At 57.6% G+C, this 13,981-nt stretch carries 11 protein-coding genes and 1 pseudogene; 7 read left to right on the forward strand and 5 right to left on the reverse strand.

What is annotated here, in order from left to right:
- Positions 1 to 17 precede the first annotated feature (17 nt).
- Both ACMVME_RS17645 and ACMVME_RS17650 read right to left on the reverse strand, forming a co-directional pair.
- A pseudogene (locus ACMVME_RS17645) lies at positions 18 to 410 on the reverse strand (VENN motif pre-toxin domain-containing protein); the annotation flags it as partial.
- 48 nt (positions 411 to 458) lie between these two features.
- Positions 459 to 1,346: a LysR family transcriptional regulator gene (locus tag ACMVME_RS17650; RefSeq protein WP_020882709.1), complete on the reverse strand. Its 888-nt coding sequence runs from the start codon at positions 1,344 to 1,346 to the stop codon at positions 459 to 461.
- Positions 1,347 to 1,544: 198 nt separating this feature from the next.
- Between ACMVME_RS17650 and ACMVME_RS17655 the strand changes: the two genes are divergently transcribed.
- Positions 1,545 to 2,741 (forward strand): MFS transporter, encoded by a 1,197-nt coding sequence (locus ACMVME_RS17655; RefSeq protein WP_414743463.1) that lies wholly within the window; start codon positions 1,545 to 1,547, stop codon positions 2,739 to 2,741.
- A 2-nt stretch (positions 2,742 to 2,743) separates the two neighbouring features.
- Positions 2,744 to 3,772 (forward strand): alpha/beta hydrolase, encoded by a 1,029-nt coding sequence (locus ACMVME_RS17660; protein ID WP_032679306.1) that lies wholly within the window; start codon positions 2,744 to 2,746, stop codon positions 3,770 to 3,772.
- Between the two features lie 43 nt (positions 3,773 to 3,815).
- Here the strand turns inward: ACMVME_RS17660 and nlpA are convergent, their stop codons facing one another.
- Together nlpA and ACMVME_RS17670 are read right to left on the reverse strand one after the other, a co-directional pair.
- A complete protein-coding gene (gene nlpA / locus ACMVME_RS17665) occupies positions 3,816 to 4,616 on the reverse strand; it encodes a lipoprotein NlpA (RefSeq protein WP_020882712.1) in 801 nt (266 codons plus the stop codon).
- Between the two features lie 108 nt (positions 4,617 to 4,724).
- Complete coding sequence (locus tag ACMVME_RS17670) at positions 4,725 to 6,242, reverse strand: MDR family MFS transporter (protein WP_068795356.1); 1,518 nt, start codon at positions 6,240 to 6,242, stop codon at positions 4,725 to 4,727.
- Positions 6,243 to 6,320: 78 nt separating this feature from the next.
- Here ACMVME_RS17670 and ACMVME_RS17675 point away from each other — a divergent pair, with 78 nt between their 5' ends.
- On the forward strand, positions 6,321 to 6,968 hold the full coding sequence (locus tag ACMVME_RS17675; RefSeq protein WP_025206509.1) for a TetR/AcrR family transcriptional regulator: 648 nt from the start codon (positions 6,321 to 6,323) through the stop codon (positions 6,966 to 6,968).
- Here the strand turns inward: ACMVME_RS17675 and ACMVME_RS17680 are convergent.
- Positions 6,965 to 7,384: a GNAT family N-acetyltransferase gene (locus ACMVME_RS17680; protein WP_014168016.1), complete on the reverse strand. Its 420-nt coding sequence runs from the start codon at positions 7,382 to 7,384 to the stop codon at positions 6,965 to 6,967. The two genes, ACMVME_RS17675 and ACMVME_RS17680, sit on opposite strands and share 4 nt — an antisense overlap.
- Positions 7,385 to 7,570: 186 nt before the next feature.
- On the opposite strand from ACMVME_RS17680, the gene ACMVME_RS17685 reads away from it, so the two are divergent.
- From ACMVME_RS17685 to ACMVME_RS17700, 4 genes are all read left to right on the forward strand, one after another.
- The gene (locus tag ACMVME_RS17685) at positions 7,571 to 8,140 is read left to right on the forward strand and encodes a TetR/AcrR family transcriptional regulator (protein WP_014168015.1); all 570 of its coding nucleotides are present in this window, start codon (positions 7,571 to 7,573) and stop codon (positions 8,138 to 8,140) included.
- A 146-nt stretch (positions 8,141 to 8,286) separates the two neighbouring features.
- The gene (locus ACMVME_RS17690) at positions 8,287 to 9,408 is read left to right on the forward strand and encodes an efflux RND transporter periplasmic adaptor subunit (protein WP_032679304.1); all 1,122 of its coding nucleotides are present in this window, start codon (positions 8,287 to 8,289) and stop codon (positions 9,406 to 9,408) included.
- The gene (locus tag ACMVME_RS17695) at positions 9,408 to 12,518 is read left to right on the forward strand and encodes an efflux RND transporter permease subunit (RefSeq protein WP_068795357.1); all 3,111 of its coding nucleotides are present in this window, start codon (positions 9,408 to 9,410) and stop codon (positions 12,516 to 12,518) included. The genes ACMVME_RS17690 and ACMVME_RS17695 overlap by 1 nt, the downstream gene beginning before the upstream one ends.
- Positions 12,518 to 13,882 (forward strand): efflux transporter outer membrane subunit, encoded by a 1,365-nt coding sequence (locus ACMVME_RS17700; RefSeq protein ID WP_063214958.1) that lies wholly within the window; start codon positions 12,518 to 12,520, stop codon positions 13,880 to 13,882. The genes ACMVME_RS17695 and ACMVME_RS17700 overlap by 1 nt, the downstream gene beginning before the upstream one ends.
- Positions 13,883 to 13,981: the final 99 nt, after the last annotated feature.

The raw sequence follows: 13,981 nt of genomic DNA on the forward strand, positions 1-13,981 counted from the left end.
TCACTACCGCCGAATAAATTATTCTCAACACTATTCTTCCCTGCACTGGCCCCGGCCGCCGCACCAGCCGTATTTCCCCGGCAAGCCCGCCAGCTATGCCCGCTGAAACAGATGCCAGCGTACTCACGGTCTGCTTTTGCTCTTCCGTCAGCGTCGACGGGTCTGTGTCCGGATAGAGCTGTCTGGCAATCGCTGTCGCAATCAGTTCGCCGGATACAGCCCCCACAGCGCCCGCTGCGGCGCTGTTGCCCTGAAGGGCGGCGGTTACGCCGCCGAGGATGGCATGGGCAATCGCTTTTGCCGCCGCGTCGTCATTAATGCCTGCATGGTGTCCGATGATGTCCTCCAGTTCCGGGGCTGAAGCCCCCCGCCAGTCCCTGGAGAGCTGCCGTGGCCGCCTGGATGCCGCGCGTAACAATGTGGGCCACAGGGCGATGATCGATGAAATCGGGTCAACGTTATCGCATCCGCAACGCATCCACCACCAGCGAAAAGGCCGGCGACGGCTGCTTTCGGCTCGGGTAGTAGAGATAATACCCCGGGAAGGGCAGACACCAGGGTTCCAGCACGCGGATTAACCGGCCTTCAGCAATATGATCGCCAAACTCGTCTTCGGGCAGGAAAGCAATCCCGAATCCCGCCAGGGCAGCTTCGACAATATGCCAGGAAGTATTAAAGGTCAGCTGGCCATTCACGCGCACGTTCAGATCGCCACCGTCCTGATCAAAATCCCAGACGTAAATCCCGCCGGATTTAATCATCCTCTGGTTAATGCACTGGTGCTGCGTCAGCTCATGCGGCGTTTGCGGAACAGGATGACGGGCGAAGTAGTCCGGCGAGGCGACCGCGGCCATACGCAACTGCGGGCCTATCGGCAACGCGATCATGTCTTTATCGATGGTATCTCCCATACGAACGCCAGCATCGAAGCGGTCGGCAACGATATCGCGAAAACCGTGATTGGCGTCGAACTCAATGTGAATATCGGGGTATTGCCGCAAAAGCGGCGTCAACTTAGGCAACAGGGTGCGCGATAACACATCGGGTCCACAGGTGATCCTCACCGTGCCGGCGGGCTTGTCGCGAAGCTCCGTCAACATGTCCAGCTCCGCTTCGATTTCATCGAAACGGTTGCCAATCGCGTTAAGCAAGCGTTCACCGGCTGCGGTGGGGGAAACGCTGCGGGTGGTGCGGGTCAGCAGGCGGATCTGCATCCGGTTCTCCAGCCCGGTTATGGCCTGGCTTAACGCGGGCTGGGTCACGCCCAACTGTGCCGCGGCACGGGTAAAACTGCCCTCACGCGCCACGGTGACAAAAGCAAAAAGATCGTTCAGGTTACGCTTCATCACACCCTCATTTATAAGCCAAACTTATAAGCTCATTAAGCATTGATTAGCTAGTCAGAATACACCCGCCGTGTAAAATTTTCACTGTGACCTGACGTCAACCACATTCCAACCTTTCATCTGCATGCGTTATTCCCGTGAATAGCGCCCGGCCCCGGCTTGTCCGAATCTGGCCGAACGAATAACAAGGTAAACACGATGTCCGCTATGGTGAACGAAACATCAGCGCGCCAGTCCCGTGCCTGCTGGAGCGGCGTGCTGGCAATGACCCTCTGCGCTTTTACGCTGGTCGCCTCAGAATTTATGCCGGTAAGTCTGCTGACGCCCGTCTCGCGGGATCCCGCCGTCAGTGAAGGCCTGGCGGGCCTCGGGATCGCGATATCCGGCGCGCTGGCCGTATTGACCAGCCTGTTTCTCTCTTCTCTTGCGGGAGGCATTAACCGCAAATCGCTGCTGCTGGGCCTGACGGCGTTGATGGCCGTCTCCGGTCTGATTATCGCCGTGGCTGAGAGCTATCCCCTTTATATGCTGGGACGCGCACTGCTTGGCGTGGCCATTGGCGGCTTCTGGTCGCTCTCCGCGGCGACCGCAATTCGCCTTGTGCCACCGCATCAGGTTCAACGTGCGCTGGCCATTTTTAACGGTGGCAACGCCCTGGCGACCGTCGTTGCGGCTCCGCTCGGCAGCTGGCTGGGGGCGACAATCGGCTGGCGCGGTGCCTTTTACTGCCTGGTGCCCGTCAGCCTGCTCGCGTTTATCTGGCAGTGGTTCAGCCTGCCTTCCATGTCCGTGGAAAAGCGCACCGCGTCGTCCACCAGCGCCTTCGGCCTGCTGAAAAACCCTCTGGTGGCAAAAGGAATGGTCGCGTGCGGCGTCTTTTTCATGGGGCAGTTCGCCCTGTTTACCTACGTGCGTCCGTTCCTGGAAACCGTGACTTTCGCCAGCGCGACGCAGTTATCGTTAATCCTGCTGGTGATTGGCGTGGCGGGTTTTATCGGCACCCTGCTGATCGGCACGTTTCTGCGCCGCGGGTTTTACACCACGCTGGTCGCCATTCCCGTGGTGATGGCGCTGATTGCCGCGGCACTGATGGCCTTCGGCCATCACCTTGCCGCCGTCACCGCCCTGCTCGGCCTCTGGGGACTGGTCGCGACGGCCGCCCCCGTCGGCTGGTGGACCTGGGTTGCCAGAACGCTTCCTGAAAATGCCGAAGCGGGTGGCGGACTGATGGTGGCAATGGTGCAGCTCTCCATTGCGCTCGGCTCCACGCTCGGTGGCCTGGCCTTTGACCACAGCGGCTGGCAAAGCACCTTTGCACTCAGCGGTGTACTGCTTATCGCCGCTGCCATGTTCACGTTTTACACCTCACACAACGACACACTTCACAGGAGTTAATCATGAGAAGATTCACCATGGCGCTCGGGCTGTTAGTCAGCGCCTTCGCCGCCAGCGCTGCCGATATGTCCCGGGGCGCAGATAATTTCTACAAAAGCGATAAGGTTACGCAGCAGAAGGTGACCTTTAAAAACCAGTATCAGATGAACGTCGTCGGCAATCTGTATAGGCCAAAAGAGGCGGATAAAAACGCCAGACTGCCGGCGATCGTGGTCGGCCATCCGATGGGCGCGGTGAAAGAGCAAAGCGCCAGTCTCTATGCGCAAAAGCTCGCGGAACAGGGCTTTGTCACCCTGGCGATTGATCTCTCATTCTGGGGGGAAAGCGAAGGTAAACCAGGGCATCTGATCTCACCAGAAATCTATTCCGATGATTTCAGCGCGGCCGTGGATTATCTGAGCACCCAGTCTTTTGTCGATCCACAGCGCATCGGGGTGCTGGGCATTTGCGGCAGCGGCAGCTTCGTTATTAGCGCGGCGAAAATTGACCCGCGCATGAAAGCGATCGCCACCGTCAGCATGTATGACATGGGCTCCGCCTTCCGCAACGGTCTCAACCATTCCGTGACGGTTGAACAGCGTAAAGCGATGATTGCCTCTGCCGCTGAGCAGCGTCTGAAAGAGTATCAGGGTGCAGAGACAGCCTACATTCCCGGGACGGTAAATAAGCTGGATGATTCTACGCCGGCTATCCAGCGTGAGTTCTTCGATTTCTATCGCACCGAACGCGGCGGGTACACGCCACAGGGCGAGAAAGAGGCGCTGACGACGAAACCGATGATGAGCAGCATCGGTAAGTTTATGAACTTCTACCCGTTCAACGATATCGAAACCATTTCACCGCGTCCGATGCTGTTTATCACGGGTGATAAAGCGCATTCGAAAGAGTTTAGCGAAGACGCCTATAAACGCGCCGGTGAACCGAAAGAGCTGTATATCGTGCCGAATGCGGGCCACGTTGACCTGTATGACCGCACGGATCTGATCCCGTTTGCAAAACTGGCCTCGTTCTTTAAAGCCAACCTGAAATAACTCGGTAAGGCGTATAACACCCTGTTATACGCCTTTGTCCTGACTACCAGCCCGGCACCGCGCCACCGTTAAAGAGGGTCTCTGCGGCCTTCGCAACTTCCGGCGACTGATACGACTGGATAAATTCCTTCACGTTTTCCGCGTCTTTGTTGTCTTCCCGCGTCACCACGATGTTCACATACGGCGAGTTTTTATCTTCAATAAACACGCTGTCATGCACCGGCGACAGCCCGGTTTGCTGGAGATAGGTGGTGCTGATAATGGCAACATCCACTTTCGGATCATCCAGCACGCGCGGCAGTTGCGCCCCTTCCAGCTCCATGATGTTCAAATGCTTCGGATTGGCGGTGATATCCAGCGCCGTCGGCAGCAGGCCAACGTCAGGCTTCAGGGTAATCAGCTTCTCTTTTTGCAACAGCAGCAGTGCGCGGCCAAGGTTGGTCGGATCGTTTGGAATGGCGATGGTCGCGCCGTCCTTCAGCTCAGACACGGATTTTATCTTGCGGGAGTAGCCGGCCATCGGGAAAACAAAGGTGTTCGCTACAGCAACCAGCTTGTAGTGATGCGCCTTGTTATCTTCTGCCAGGAACGGGCGATGCTGGAAGACATTGGCATCAAGATCGCCCTGACTGGTGGCATCATTGGGCAACAGCGAGCCGCTGAACCCCACCAGTTCCACATCCAGACCGTATTTCTCTTTCGCCACTTTTTTAGCGACTTCCGCCACGTCCTGCTCCGCGCCGTTAATCACGCCGACTTTGATGTGTTTGGCATCGCTGCCGCCTTGATCGCAACCTGCCAGCAGCAGGCCCGCGAGAACCAGAGCACCCAATCGAAGTTTCACGAGACATATCCTTTTGATAAACGTTTCAGTGACTATATCGACAACGGTACGGCTGGCTAAAAAACGAAAAAGCATCAATAAGACGGATAAGTTATATGTGCGGGGGCGCTATTGATCCGACCTGAGCATGCCCGCACGGCGTAACGGCGTTTCACGTAAAAACCACGACAGTACAAACGCCAGCACCATAATGCTTGCCGCCAGCAGGAACACCGCGTGAATGGCTGAGCCAAACGCATCAAGGTAATCGAGCCGCAGGGCCTCTGGCAGCCGATGAATGGCCGCTGGATTGAGCTCATGCGGTAACTCCGCCCCTTGCGGTAAACGGTCCATCAGACCCGATTGCAAAACGTGGGTGAAGACCGCGCCAAACAGCGCGACGCCGATGGCCCCGCCAATGGAACGAAACAGCGTGACCCCGGAAGTCGCTACCCCGTATTGATCGGCAGAGACGCTGTTCTGCACGGCCAGCACCAGTACCTGCATGACCAGCCCCAGACCCATCCCCAGCACGCCGGTAAAAATGTACAGCTGCCAGATCGGCGAGTGGATCGAGATGCGCGTCAGCAGCACCATGCCCACCACGCCAAGCAGCGTACCGGCGATCGGGAACAGACGGTATTTTCCGGTACGGCTGATAATCCGCCCGCTGATGATCGAGGTCAGCAGCAGTCCGCCCATCAGCGGGATCAGTTGCAGACCGGCCTGAGTCGGCGTGGCGTCTTTCACAACCTGCAGATAGAGCGGCAGGAAGGTGACCGAGCCAAAGAGCGACATCCCGATAATAAAACCAATCAGGCTGCAGAGCAGAAAGCTGCGATCGCGGAACAGCGAGAGCGGAATGATCGGCTCCCAGGCCAGACGCTCCTCATAGATAAACCCGGCGATACCCGTCAGGCCAAAGGCCAGAATGCACCACAGCTGCGGGTCGTTCCACTGGCGTATCGTCCCGCCTTCAGTGGTAAACAGGATGATACACAGCAGCGCCATGCTGAGGTAAATCGCCCCCAGATAATCAATCTCGTGCTTGTTGCGCCGTGCGCTGCCGTGGAACACCGCGCCTATCACCAGCAGGGCAAAGAGACCGAGCGGCAGGTTGATATAAAAAATCCAGCGCCAGGAGGCGTGCTGCACGATAAACCCGCCGATAAGCGGCCCGATCACCGTCGCCAGACCAAACACGCCGCCAAACAGCCCCTGATAGCGGCCACGCTCCGCAGGCGGAATAACGTCCGCCACGGCGGCCATGCTGATGACCATCAGACCGCCGCCGCCCAGCCCCTGCAGGCCGCGCATCAGCACCAGTTGGGTCATGTTTTGCGCCAGACCGCAGAGCACCGACCCTGCCAGAAACAGCACAATAGCGATTTGAAGGACGATTTTACGCCCAAACAGATCGCCGAATTTTCCGTACAGCGGTACCACAATGGTCGAGCTGAGGATATAGGCCGTCACCACCCAGGAGAGCTTATCCAGGCCACCCAATTCCCCAACGATGGTGGGCAACGCCGTGGAAACAATCGTCTGGTCCAGCGCCGAAAGCAGCATCACCAGCAGCAGCGCGCTGAACAGCAGCTTTATCGACGGCGCGTTTTGCGCAGGTTGAGTCATTACGTCGGACTCCATAAGAGATCGCTTGAAATTAATTAACTGGATAATTAATATTTAAGTAAGTGATGAATAAGATCAAGAGATCCTGCGACTATGCCAGCACATAAGGACAATTCTGAACCGCGCCGCCCCGGTCGACCACGCGGCGGAAAGCGGGCAACCGCCAGCCGCGAACAGCTGCTGGATATTGCGTTGAGCCTCTTTTCCCGCCAGGGAATCGCTCAAACCTCGCTGAACGCCATCGCCAAAGAAGCGGGCGTAACGCCAGCGATGCTGCATTACTACTTCAATTCACGAGAACAATTGCTCGACGCGATGATTGAGGAGCGCTTCCTGCCCTTACGTAACCGGATCGGCGCAATTTTCGCCGAAAACCCCGACTCGCCGGTCAACGCATTAACGCAAATGGTGAAGGTACTGGCCGAGCTGGCGGAGCAGCACCGCTGGTTTGCCCCGCTGTGGATGCAGGAGGTCATCGGGGAGATGCCTGTACTGCGCACGCATCTGCACGCGCGGTTCGGTGACGACAAATACCAAGCAACACTCGCCACCCTTAAACGCTGGCAGCAGGAAGGGCAACTGAACCGGGCACTCGCGCCAGAACTGCTGTTCACCACGCTGCTAAGCCTGGTGCTGGTGCCGTTCTCAAGAATGCGCAACGACGAGAGGCTACACGCCCTCTCGCCAGAGATCATTGTGCGTCATGCGCTGGCCGTGATGGGCAACGGCATCGGCGGTTAAAGGGATTTGGTCAGATAATGCCTTTGCATACCCGGGTACGGGTAATCCGGCAACGACATCTGCAGCTGATAGCCCTGCTTTTCATAGAATGGACGTGCCTGGAAGCTGACCGTATCCACCAGCGCATGGGTGCAGCCTTTGCGTCGGGCTTCGTCTTCTGCCGTTTTGATAAGCTGGCTGCCGACGCCCGATCCACGCACGGTGTCGCTGACCCACAGAAAATCGATGTTTAGCCAGTCGCCTTTGCGCACGCCAATTAACCCGCCCAGCATCACGCCCTTATCGTCTCGCACATAAACGCCAATGTCGCCGCTAAAGTTTGAGAGATCTAAAAATTGTCCGTTGTAGGCGCGAAGCCCTGTTAATAATTCTTCTTTTTCATCGTGTGTGACGTTATCCGTCGTGCTCAGATGCATATTTTTCTCCTTATTTTCTGTGCAATCTTAATATTGCACAGCCTTTCCTTCATCAAAACTCCTTTTTTTCTCCATTCTTTAAACATTGAAATATTCATTCAATAAGTACTTAAAAAAAGTCTTTCCAATACGCGCCTGAAACGTATAATGAGAACGATCATTCTCACTTTTATAGGGTAACCGACGATGAGCACAAAACTGGAAGAACGCCAAAAGCAGCGTCAGGACGACATCATCGCTGCCGCGCGTCAGTGCTTTCGCGCCAGCGGTTTTCATGCGGCCAGCATGTCGCAGATCGCCAGTGAGGCAAAGCTCAGCGTCGGGCAAATCTACCGTTATTTCAGTAACAAAGATGCGATTATTGAAGAGATGATTCGCCGTATCATCGACTCACGCATCGAAGAGATTCAGGGTAAAACGCTGGTCGAGGGGATGCCTCAGGCGCTCGCCTGGCGACAGACCCTGAATGAAGATGACGATGCGCTGATGCTTGAGATGTCGGCTGAAGCCACGCGCAATCCCCAGGTGGCGGCCATGCTGGTCGAAGCGGAAAAGCGGATGTTTGCTAATGCCTGCGCACACCTGAAAAAACAGTTTCCCCACCTGAGTGATGATCATATTCGCTGCTGCGTGGAGATTACCGCGGTAATGATTGAGGGGTCTATTTACCGTCGACTGACACCCTTAAACGTACCCTCTGAACAATTAGAGCCTCTTTATCAAAATATTTTAAATATGCTTTTCTCTGCGAAGTAATCGCATGTGAATAATTAGCGGGAAGACGTTATTCCCTTATTAACATTTCCGGCTCTGCCGGAGATGCGGTATCGCTGTGCCTTTAAATAGCCCCCTTCCTTGTTAAGCCATTAACAGGGCAGGCATCGTTCACCCTGGAAAAAATTATGAAAGCCATAACAACCTCCATCGCAGCATTATTCCTCCTGACGGGGTGCGATAATGCACAAACATCTGCTCCTCAACATCCCCTCCCGCAAGTGGGGATTGTTACGCTCCTGAGCCAACCCGTTTCCGTGGTCAGTGAACTGACCGGACGCACCACGGCCGCCATGAGCGCGGAAGTGCGTCCTCAGGTGGGCGGCATTATTCAGAAACGGCTCTTTACCGAAGGCGATACCGTGCAAGCCGGACAGGCGCTGTATCAAATTGACCCTTCCAGCTACCGCGCCGCCTACGATGAGGCCGCCGCAGCCCTGAAACAGGCGCAGGCGCTGGTGCAGGCCGATTGCCAGAAAGCTCAACGCTATACACAACTGGTGAAAGACGACGGCGTATCGCGTCAGGATGCCGAAGATGCAAAGTCCACCTGCGCGCAGGACAAGGCCAGCGTGGAGTCGAAAAAAGCAGCCCAGGAAAGCGCGCGCATTAACCTCAACTGGACCACGGTGACCGCCCCGATTGCCGGACGTATTGGCATCTCTTCGGTCACCCCCGGCGCACTGGTCACTGCCCAGCAAGAGACCGCACTCGCCACCATTCGCGGCCTGGACAATATGTACGTCGATTTAACCCGCTCCAGCGCCGATCTTCTGCGATTACGCAAACAAACGCTTGCCAGCAACAGCGAGACATTGAGCGTGTCGTTGATCCTTGAAGATGGCAGCACCTATCAGGAAAAAGGCCGTCTGGCCCTGACTGAAGTGGCAGTGGACGAATCCACCGGGTCGGTCACATTGCGCGCTGTCTTCCCCAACCCGCAGCATCAGCTTCTGCCCGGGATGTTTGTTCGCGCCAGAGTGGATGAAGGGGTAATGAGCGAGGCCATCCTCGCCCCGCAGCAGGGAATTACCCGTGATGCCAAAGGCAACGCCACCGCGCTGGTGGTGGGGGCCGGCAATAAGGTGGAACAACGTCAGCTGGAAACGGGTGACACCTACGGCGACAAATGGCTGGTGCTGAGTGGACTGAAGGCTGGCGATAAGCTGATTGTGGAAGGCACCGATAAAGTGACCGCCGGTCAGCAAGTTAACGCCGAAGAGATGAAAACCGCGGGAGGAAACGCCTGATGTTTTCCCGCTTCTTCGTGCGTCGCCCGGTTTTTGCCTGGGTGATTGCTATTCTGATTATGCTCGCCGGGGTGCTGGCGATCCGTACCCTGCCCGTCGCGCAGTATCCCGACGTCGCCCCGCCGTCGATCAAAATCTCTGCCACCTACACTGGCGCGTCGGCACAGACTCTGGAAAACAGCGTCACCCAGGTCATTGAGCAACAGCTGACCGGGCTGGATAACCTGCTCTATTTTACCTCCACCAGCAGTTCGGACGGCTCGGTAAGCATCACCGTCACGTTCGAACAGGGAACCGACCCGGATACCGCGCAGGTTCAGGTGCAGAACAAAGTTCAGCAGGCCGAGTCGCGCTTGCCGACCGAGGTACAGCAGGCCGGCATTACGGTGCAAAAATCGCAGAGTAACTTCCTGCTGATCATGGGCGTGTACGATAAAACCGACCATGCCAGCAGTTCGGATATCGCCGACTGGCTGGTGAGTAATATGCAGGATCCGCTGGCACGCGTAGAAGGCGTCGGCAGCCTGCAGGTGTTTGGTGCGGAATACGCCATGCGCATCTGGCTTGACCCGGCAAAGCTGGCGTCGTACTCGCTGATGCCATCCGACGTTCAGAGCGCCATTGAAGCGCAGAACGTGCAAGTTTCCGCCGGTAAAATCGGCGCTTTACCCGCGTCTGGTACCCAGCAGTTGACCGCCACCGTGCGTGCCCAGTCGCGCCTGCAGACGGTCGATCAGTTTAAAAATATCATCCTTAAGAGCCAGTCCAGCGGCGCAGTGGTGCGTATCGGCGACGTGGCGCGCGTGGAGATGGGCAGCGAGGATTACACGGCTACCGCCAGGCTGAATGGCCACCCGGCAGCCGGTATGGCGGTGATGCTCTCGCCGGGCGCGAATGCGCTCAATACCGCCACCGCGGTGAAAGATAAAATTGCCGAATTCAAACGGGCAATGCCGGAAGGCTATGATGTGGCCTATCCGAAAGACAGCACCGAGTTCATTAAGATCTCGGTGGAAGATGTGATTCAGACGCTGTTTGAGGCCATTATCCTCGTGGTAGTGGTGATGTATCTGTTTCTGCAGAACATTCGCGCCACGCTCATCCCCGCGCTGGCGGTGCCGGTGGTTCTGTTAGGCACCTTTGGTGTGCTGGCGCTGTTCGGTTATTCCATCAATACCCTGACGCTGTTTGCGATGGTGCTGGCGATAGGTCTGCTGGTCGATGACGCCATCGTGGTAGTGGAAAACGTCGAGCGCATTATGCGCGATGAAGGTCTGCCCGCCCGCGAAGCCACCGAAAAATCGATGGGCGAAATTTCCGGTGCGCTGGTCGCCATTGCGCTGGTGCTTTCCGCCGTGTTTCTGCCGATGGCCTTCTTCGGCGGCTCAACCGGCGTCATCTACCGCCAGTTTTCGGTCACCATTATCTCAGCGATGCTCCTCTCGGTGGTGGTGGCGCTGACCCTGACACCCGCGCTCTGCGGCTCGGTACTGCGCCATACGCCTCCTCACAAAAAAGGGTTCTTCGGCGCGTTTAACCGCTTCTACAGTAAGACCGAGCATGGCTACCAGAATAAAGTCCTGCGCGCGCTGCGCCGCTCCGCGGGCATGCTGGTGGTCTACGCCCTGCTCTGTGGCGCGATGGCCGTGGCAATGCTGAAGCTGCCCGGCAGCTTCCTGCCCACGGAGGACCAGGGTGAAATCATGGTGCAGTACACCCTGCCTGCCGGTGCGACAGCGGTACGTACCGCGGAGATCAGTCGTCAGGTTCGCGAATGGTTCCTCACTAAAGAGAAAGCCAACACCGATGTGATTTTTACGGTCGAGGGCTTTAGCTTTAGCGGCAGCGGCCAGAATGCCGGGATGGCGTTTGTCTCCCTGAAAAACTGGTCCGAGCGTAAAGGCGATGAGAACACCGCTCAGGCGATTGCCCTGCGCGCCACTCAGGAACTCGGCTCCCTTCGCGATGCCACCGTCTTTGCCATGACGCCCCCGGCCGTAGACGGCCTCGGCCAGAGCAACGGTTTTACCTTCGAGCTCATGGCCAGCGGCAGCACCGATCGCGACACGTTGCTGAAGATGCGTAATCAGCTGATCGGCCAGGCGAATCAGGACACCTCCCTGCATGCTGTTCGCGCCAATGATTTGCCGCAGATGCCGCAGCTGCAGGTGGATATCGACAACAACAAAGCCGTATCGCTGGGGCTTTCCCTGAGCGACGTCACCGATACCCTCTCCAGCGCCTGGGGCGGAACCTACGTGAATGACTTTATCGATCGGGGCCGCGTGAAAAAGGTCTACATCCAGGGAGACAGCGATTACCGCGCCGTGCCTTCCGATCTCAACAAATGGTACGTACGCGGCAGCGACAGCACCATGACACCGTTCTCCGCTTTCGCCACCACGCGCTGGGAATATGGCCCGGAGAGTCTGGTGCGCTACAACGGCTCGGCGGCCTATGAAATTCAGGGCGAGAACGCCAGTGGTGCCAGCTCCGGTACGGCGATGACCCGGATGGAACAGCTGGCGAACAACCTGCCGGCCGGCACAACCTGGGCGTGGAGCGGGTTGTCGTTACAGGAGAAACTGGCGAGCGGCCAGGCAATGAGCTTGTATGCCCTCTCCATCCTGGTGGTATTCCTGTGCCTGGCCGCGCTGTATGAGAGCTGGTCGGTGCCGATTTCAGTCATTCTGGTGATCCCGCTTGGGGTGCTGGGTGCGGCGCTGGCCGCCTCGCTGCGCGGGCTGAGCAACGACGTCTATTTTCAGGTGGCATTGCTGACCACCATCGGCCTGTCGTCGAAAAACGCCATTTTGATCGTTGAGTTTGCGGAGGCGAGAGTCGCGGAAGGTTACTCCCTGACGCGTGCCGCGCTGCGTGCGGCTCAGACGCGACTGCGTCCGATCATCATGACGTCGCTGGCGTTTATCGCCGGGGTAACACCGCTGGCCGTCGCCACCGGTGCAGGCGCCAACAGCCGCGTGGCGATTGGGACCGGCATCATCGGCGGGACGCTCGCGGCAACGCTGCTGGCCATCTTCTTTGTTCCATTATTCTTCGTACTGGTGAAACGTCTCTTCTCCGGTAAGCACGCAAACCGGAGGTCATAATGTTTCGTGTATCTGTTTTAGTGTTGGCACTGCTGAGCGCAGGCTGTGTTTCGTTAGACCCTACCTATCAGCGTCCTGACGCGCCCGTCCCGGCCACGTTGCCGGGCACCCACGGCGAAGCCACCGCCGTAGTCAGCCAGTGGCAGCAGGTGATGAACGATCACCGCCTGAACAGGGTGGTAACAATGGCACTCACCAGCAACCGCGATGTGCAAAAAGCGATTGCTGATATCGACGCCGCCCGCGCCCAGTATGGTGAGACGCGCTCGTCTCTGTTCCCGTCGGTGGATGCCAGCCTGAGCCATACCCGCAGCCGCACGCTGGCCAGCGGCGTGAGCACCAGCGATGAGGCTAACGGCACCGTCTCCAGCTTCGAGCTGGATCTGTTCGGTCGTAACCAGAGCCTCTCGCGCGCCGCGCGTGAAACCTGGCTTGCCAGCGAGTTCACGGCGCAGAACACGCGCCTGACAATGGTCAGCGAGCTGACCACCGCCTGGATTACTCTGGCGGCAGATAACAGCAATCTGGCGCTGGCTAAATCCACTCAGGAGAGCGCAGCGAACTCGCTCAAGATTGTGCAGCGTCAGCAGGACGTCGGGGTCGCCGCCGCAACGGATGTCAGCGAAGCAATGGCGGTTTATCAGCAGGCCCGCGCCAGCGTCGCCAGCTATCAGACGCTGGTGATGCAGGACAAAAACGCCCTGAATTTGCTGGCGGGCGAGACGGTACCGGAAAACCTGCTACCCGGTACGCTGGAGAGCCTGAGCGATAACGCCATCACCCTGATCCCGGCGGGCGTTAGCTCCGCCACGCTGCTGCGTCGCCCGGATATTCAGGAGGCTGAACATAACCTGTTGAGCGCCAATGCCAACATCGGTGCTGCGCGCGCCAACTTCTTCCCGACGATTTCGCTTACCGCCAGCGCCGGGGTCGGCAGCGATTCGCTCTCGTCATTGTTCAGCCACGGCATGAAGGTCTGGTCGTTCGCGCCGTCCATCTCCCTGCCGCTGTTCAGCGGCGGCAATAACATGGCGCAACTGCGCTATGCCGAAGCGGAGAAAAAAGGGCTGATTGCCACCTATGAGAAAACCATCCAGAGCGCGTTCAAAGATGTAGCCGATGCGCTGGCGCGCCGCGAAACCCTGAGTGAAGAGCTTGATGCGCAACGTGAATACGTGGCGGCAGAGCAAAAAACGCTGGATGTGGCAACGCGCAGCTATCAGGTGGGGGCGGGTGATTACCTGACCGTTCTCACCGCGCAGCGCGCCCTGTGGTCGGCACGGGCATCATTGATTGCCCTGCAGCAGACCGACTTTGAAAACCGTATTACGCTGTGGCAGTCGCTGGGCGGAGGGATTCAATAACCGCCGGTGCCGGTCCGGGTGCAGGGTTCTCATACGCAGGAAGACAAAAATTCATACTTTCGGCTGGCGTCGCTACACTGAATGTAACGATATATTTCA

The sequence above is a fragment of the Enterobacter cloacae complex sp. 2024EL-00711 genome (assembly GCF_047529885.1).
Classification (GTDB): domain Bacteria; phylum Pseudomonadota; class Gammaproteobacteria; order Enterobacterales; family Enterobacteriaceae; genus Enterobacter; species Enterobacter ludwigii.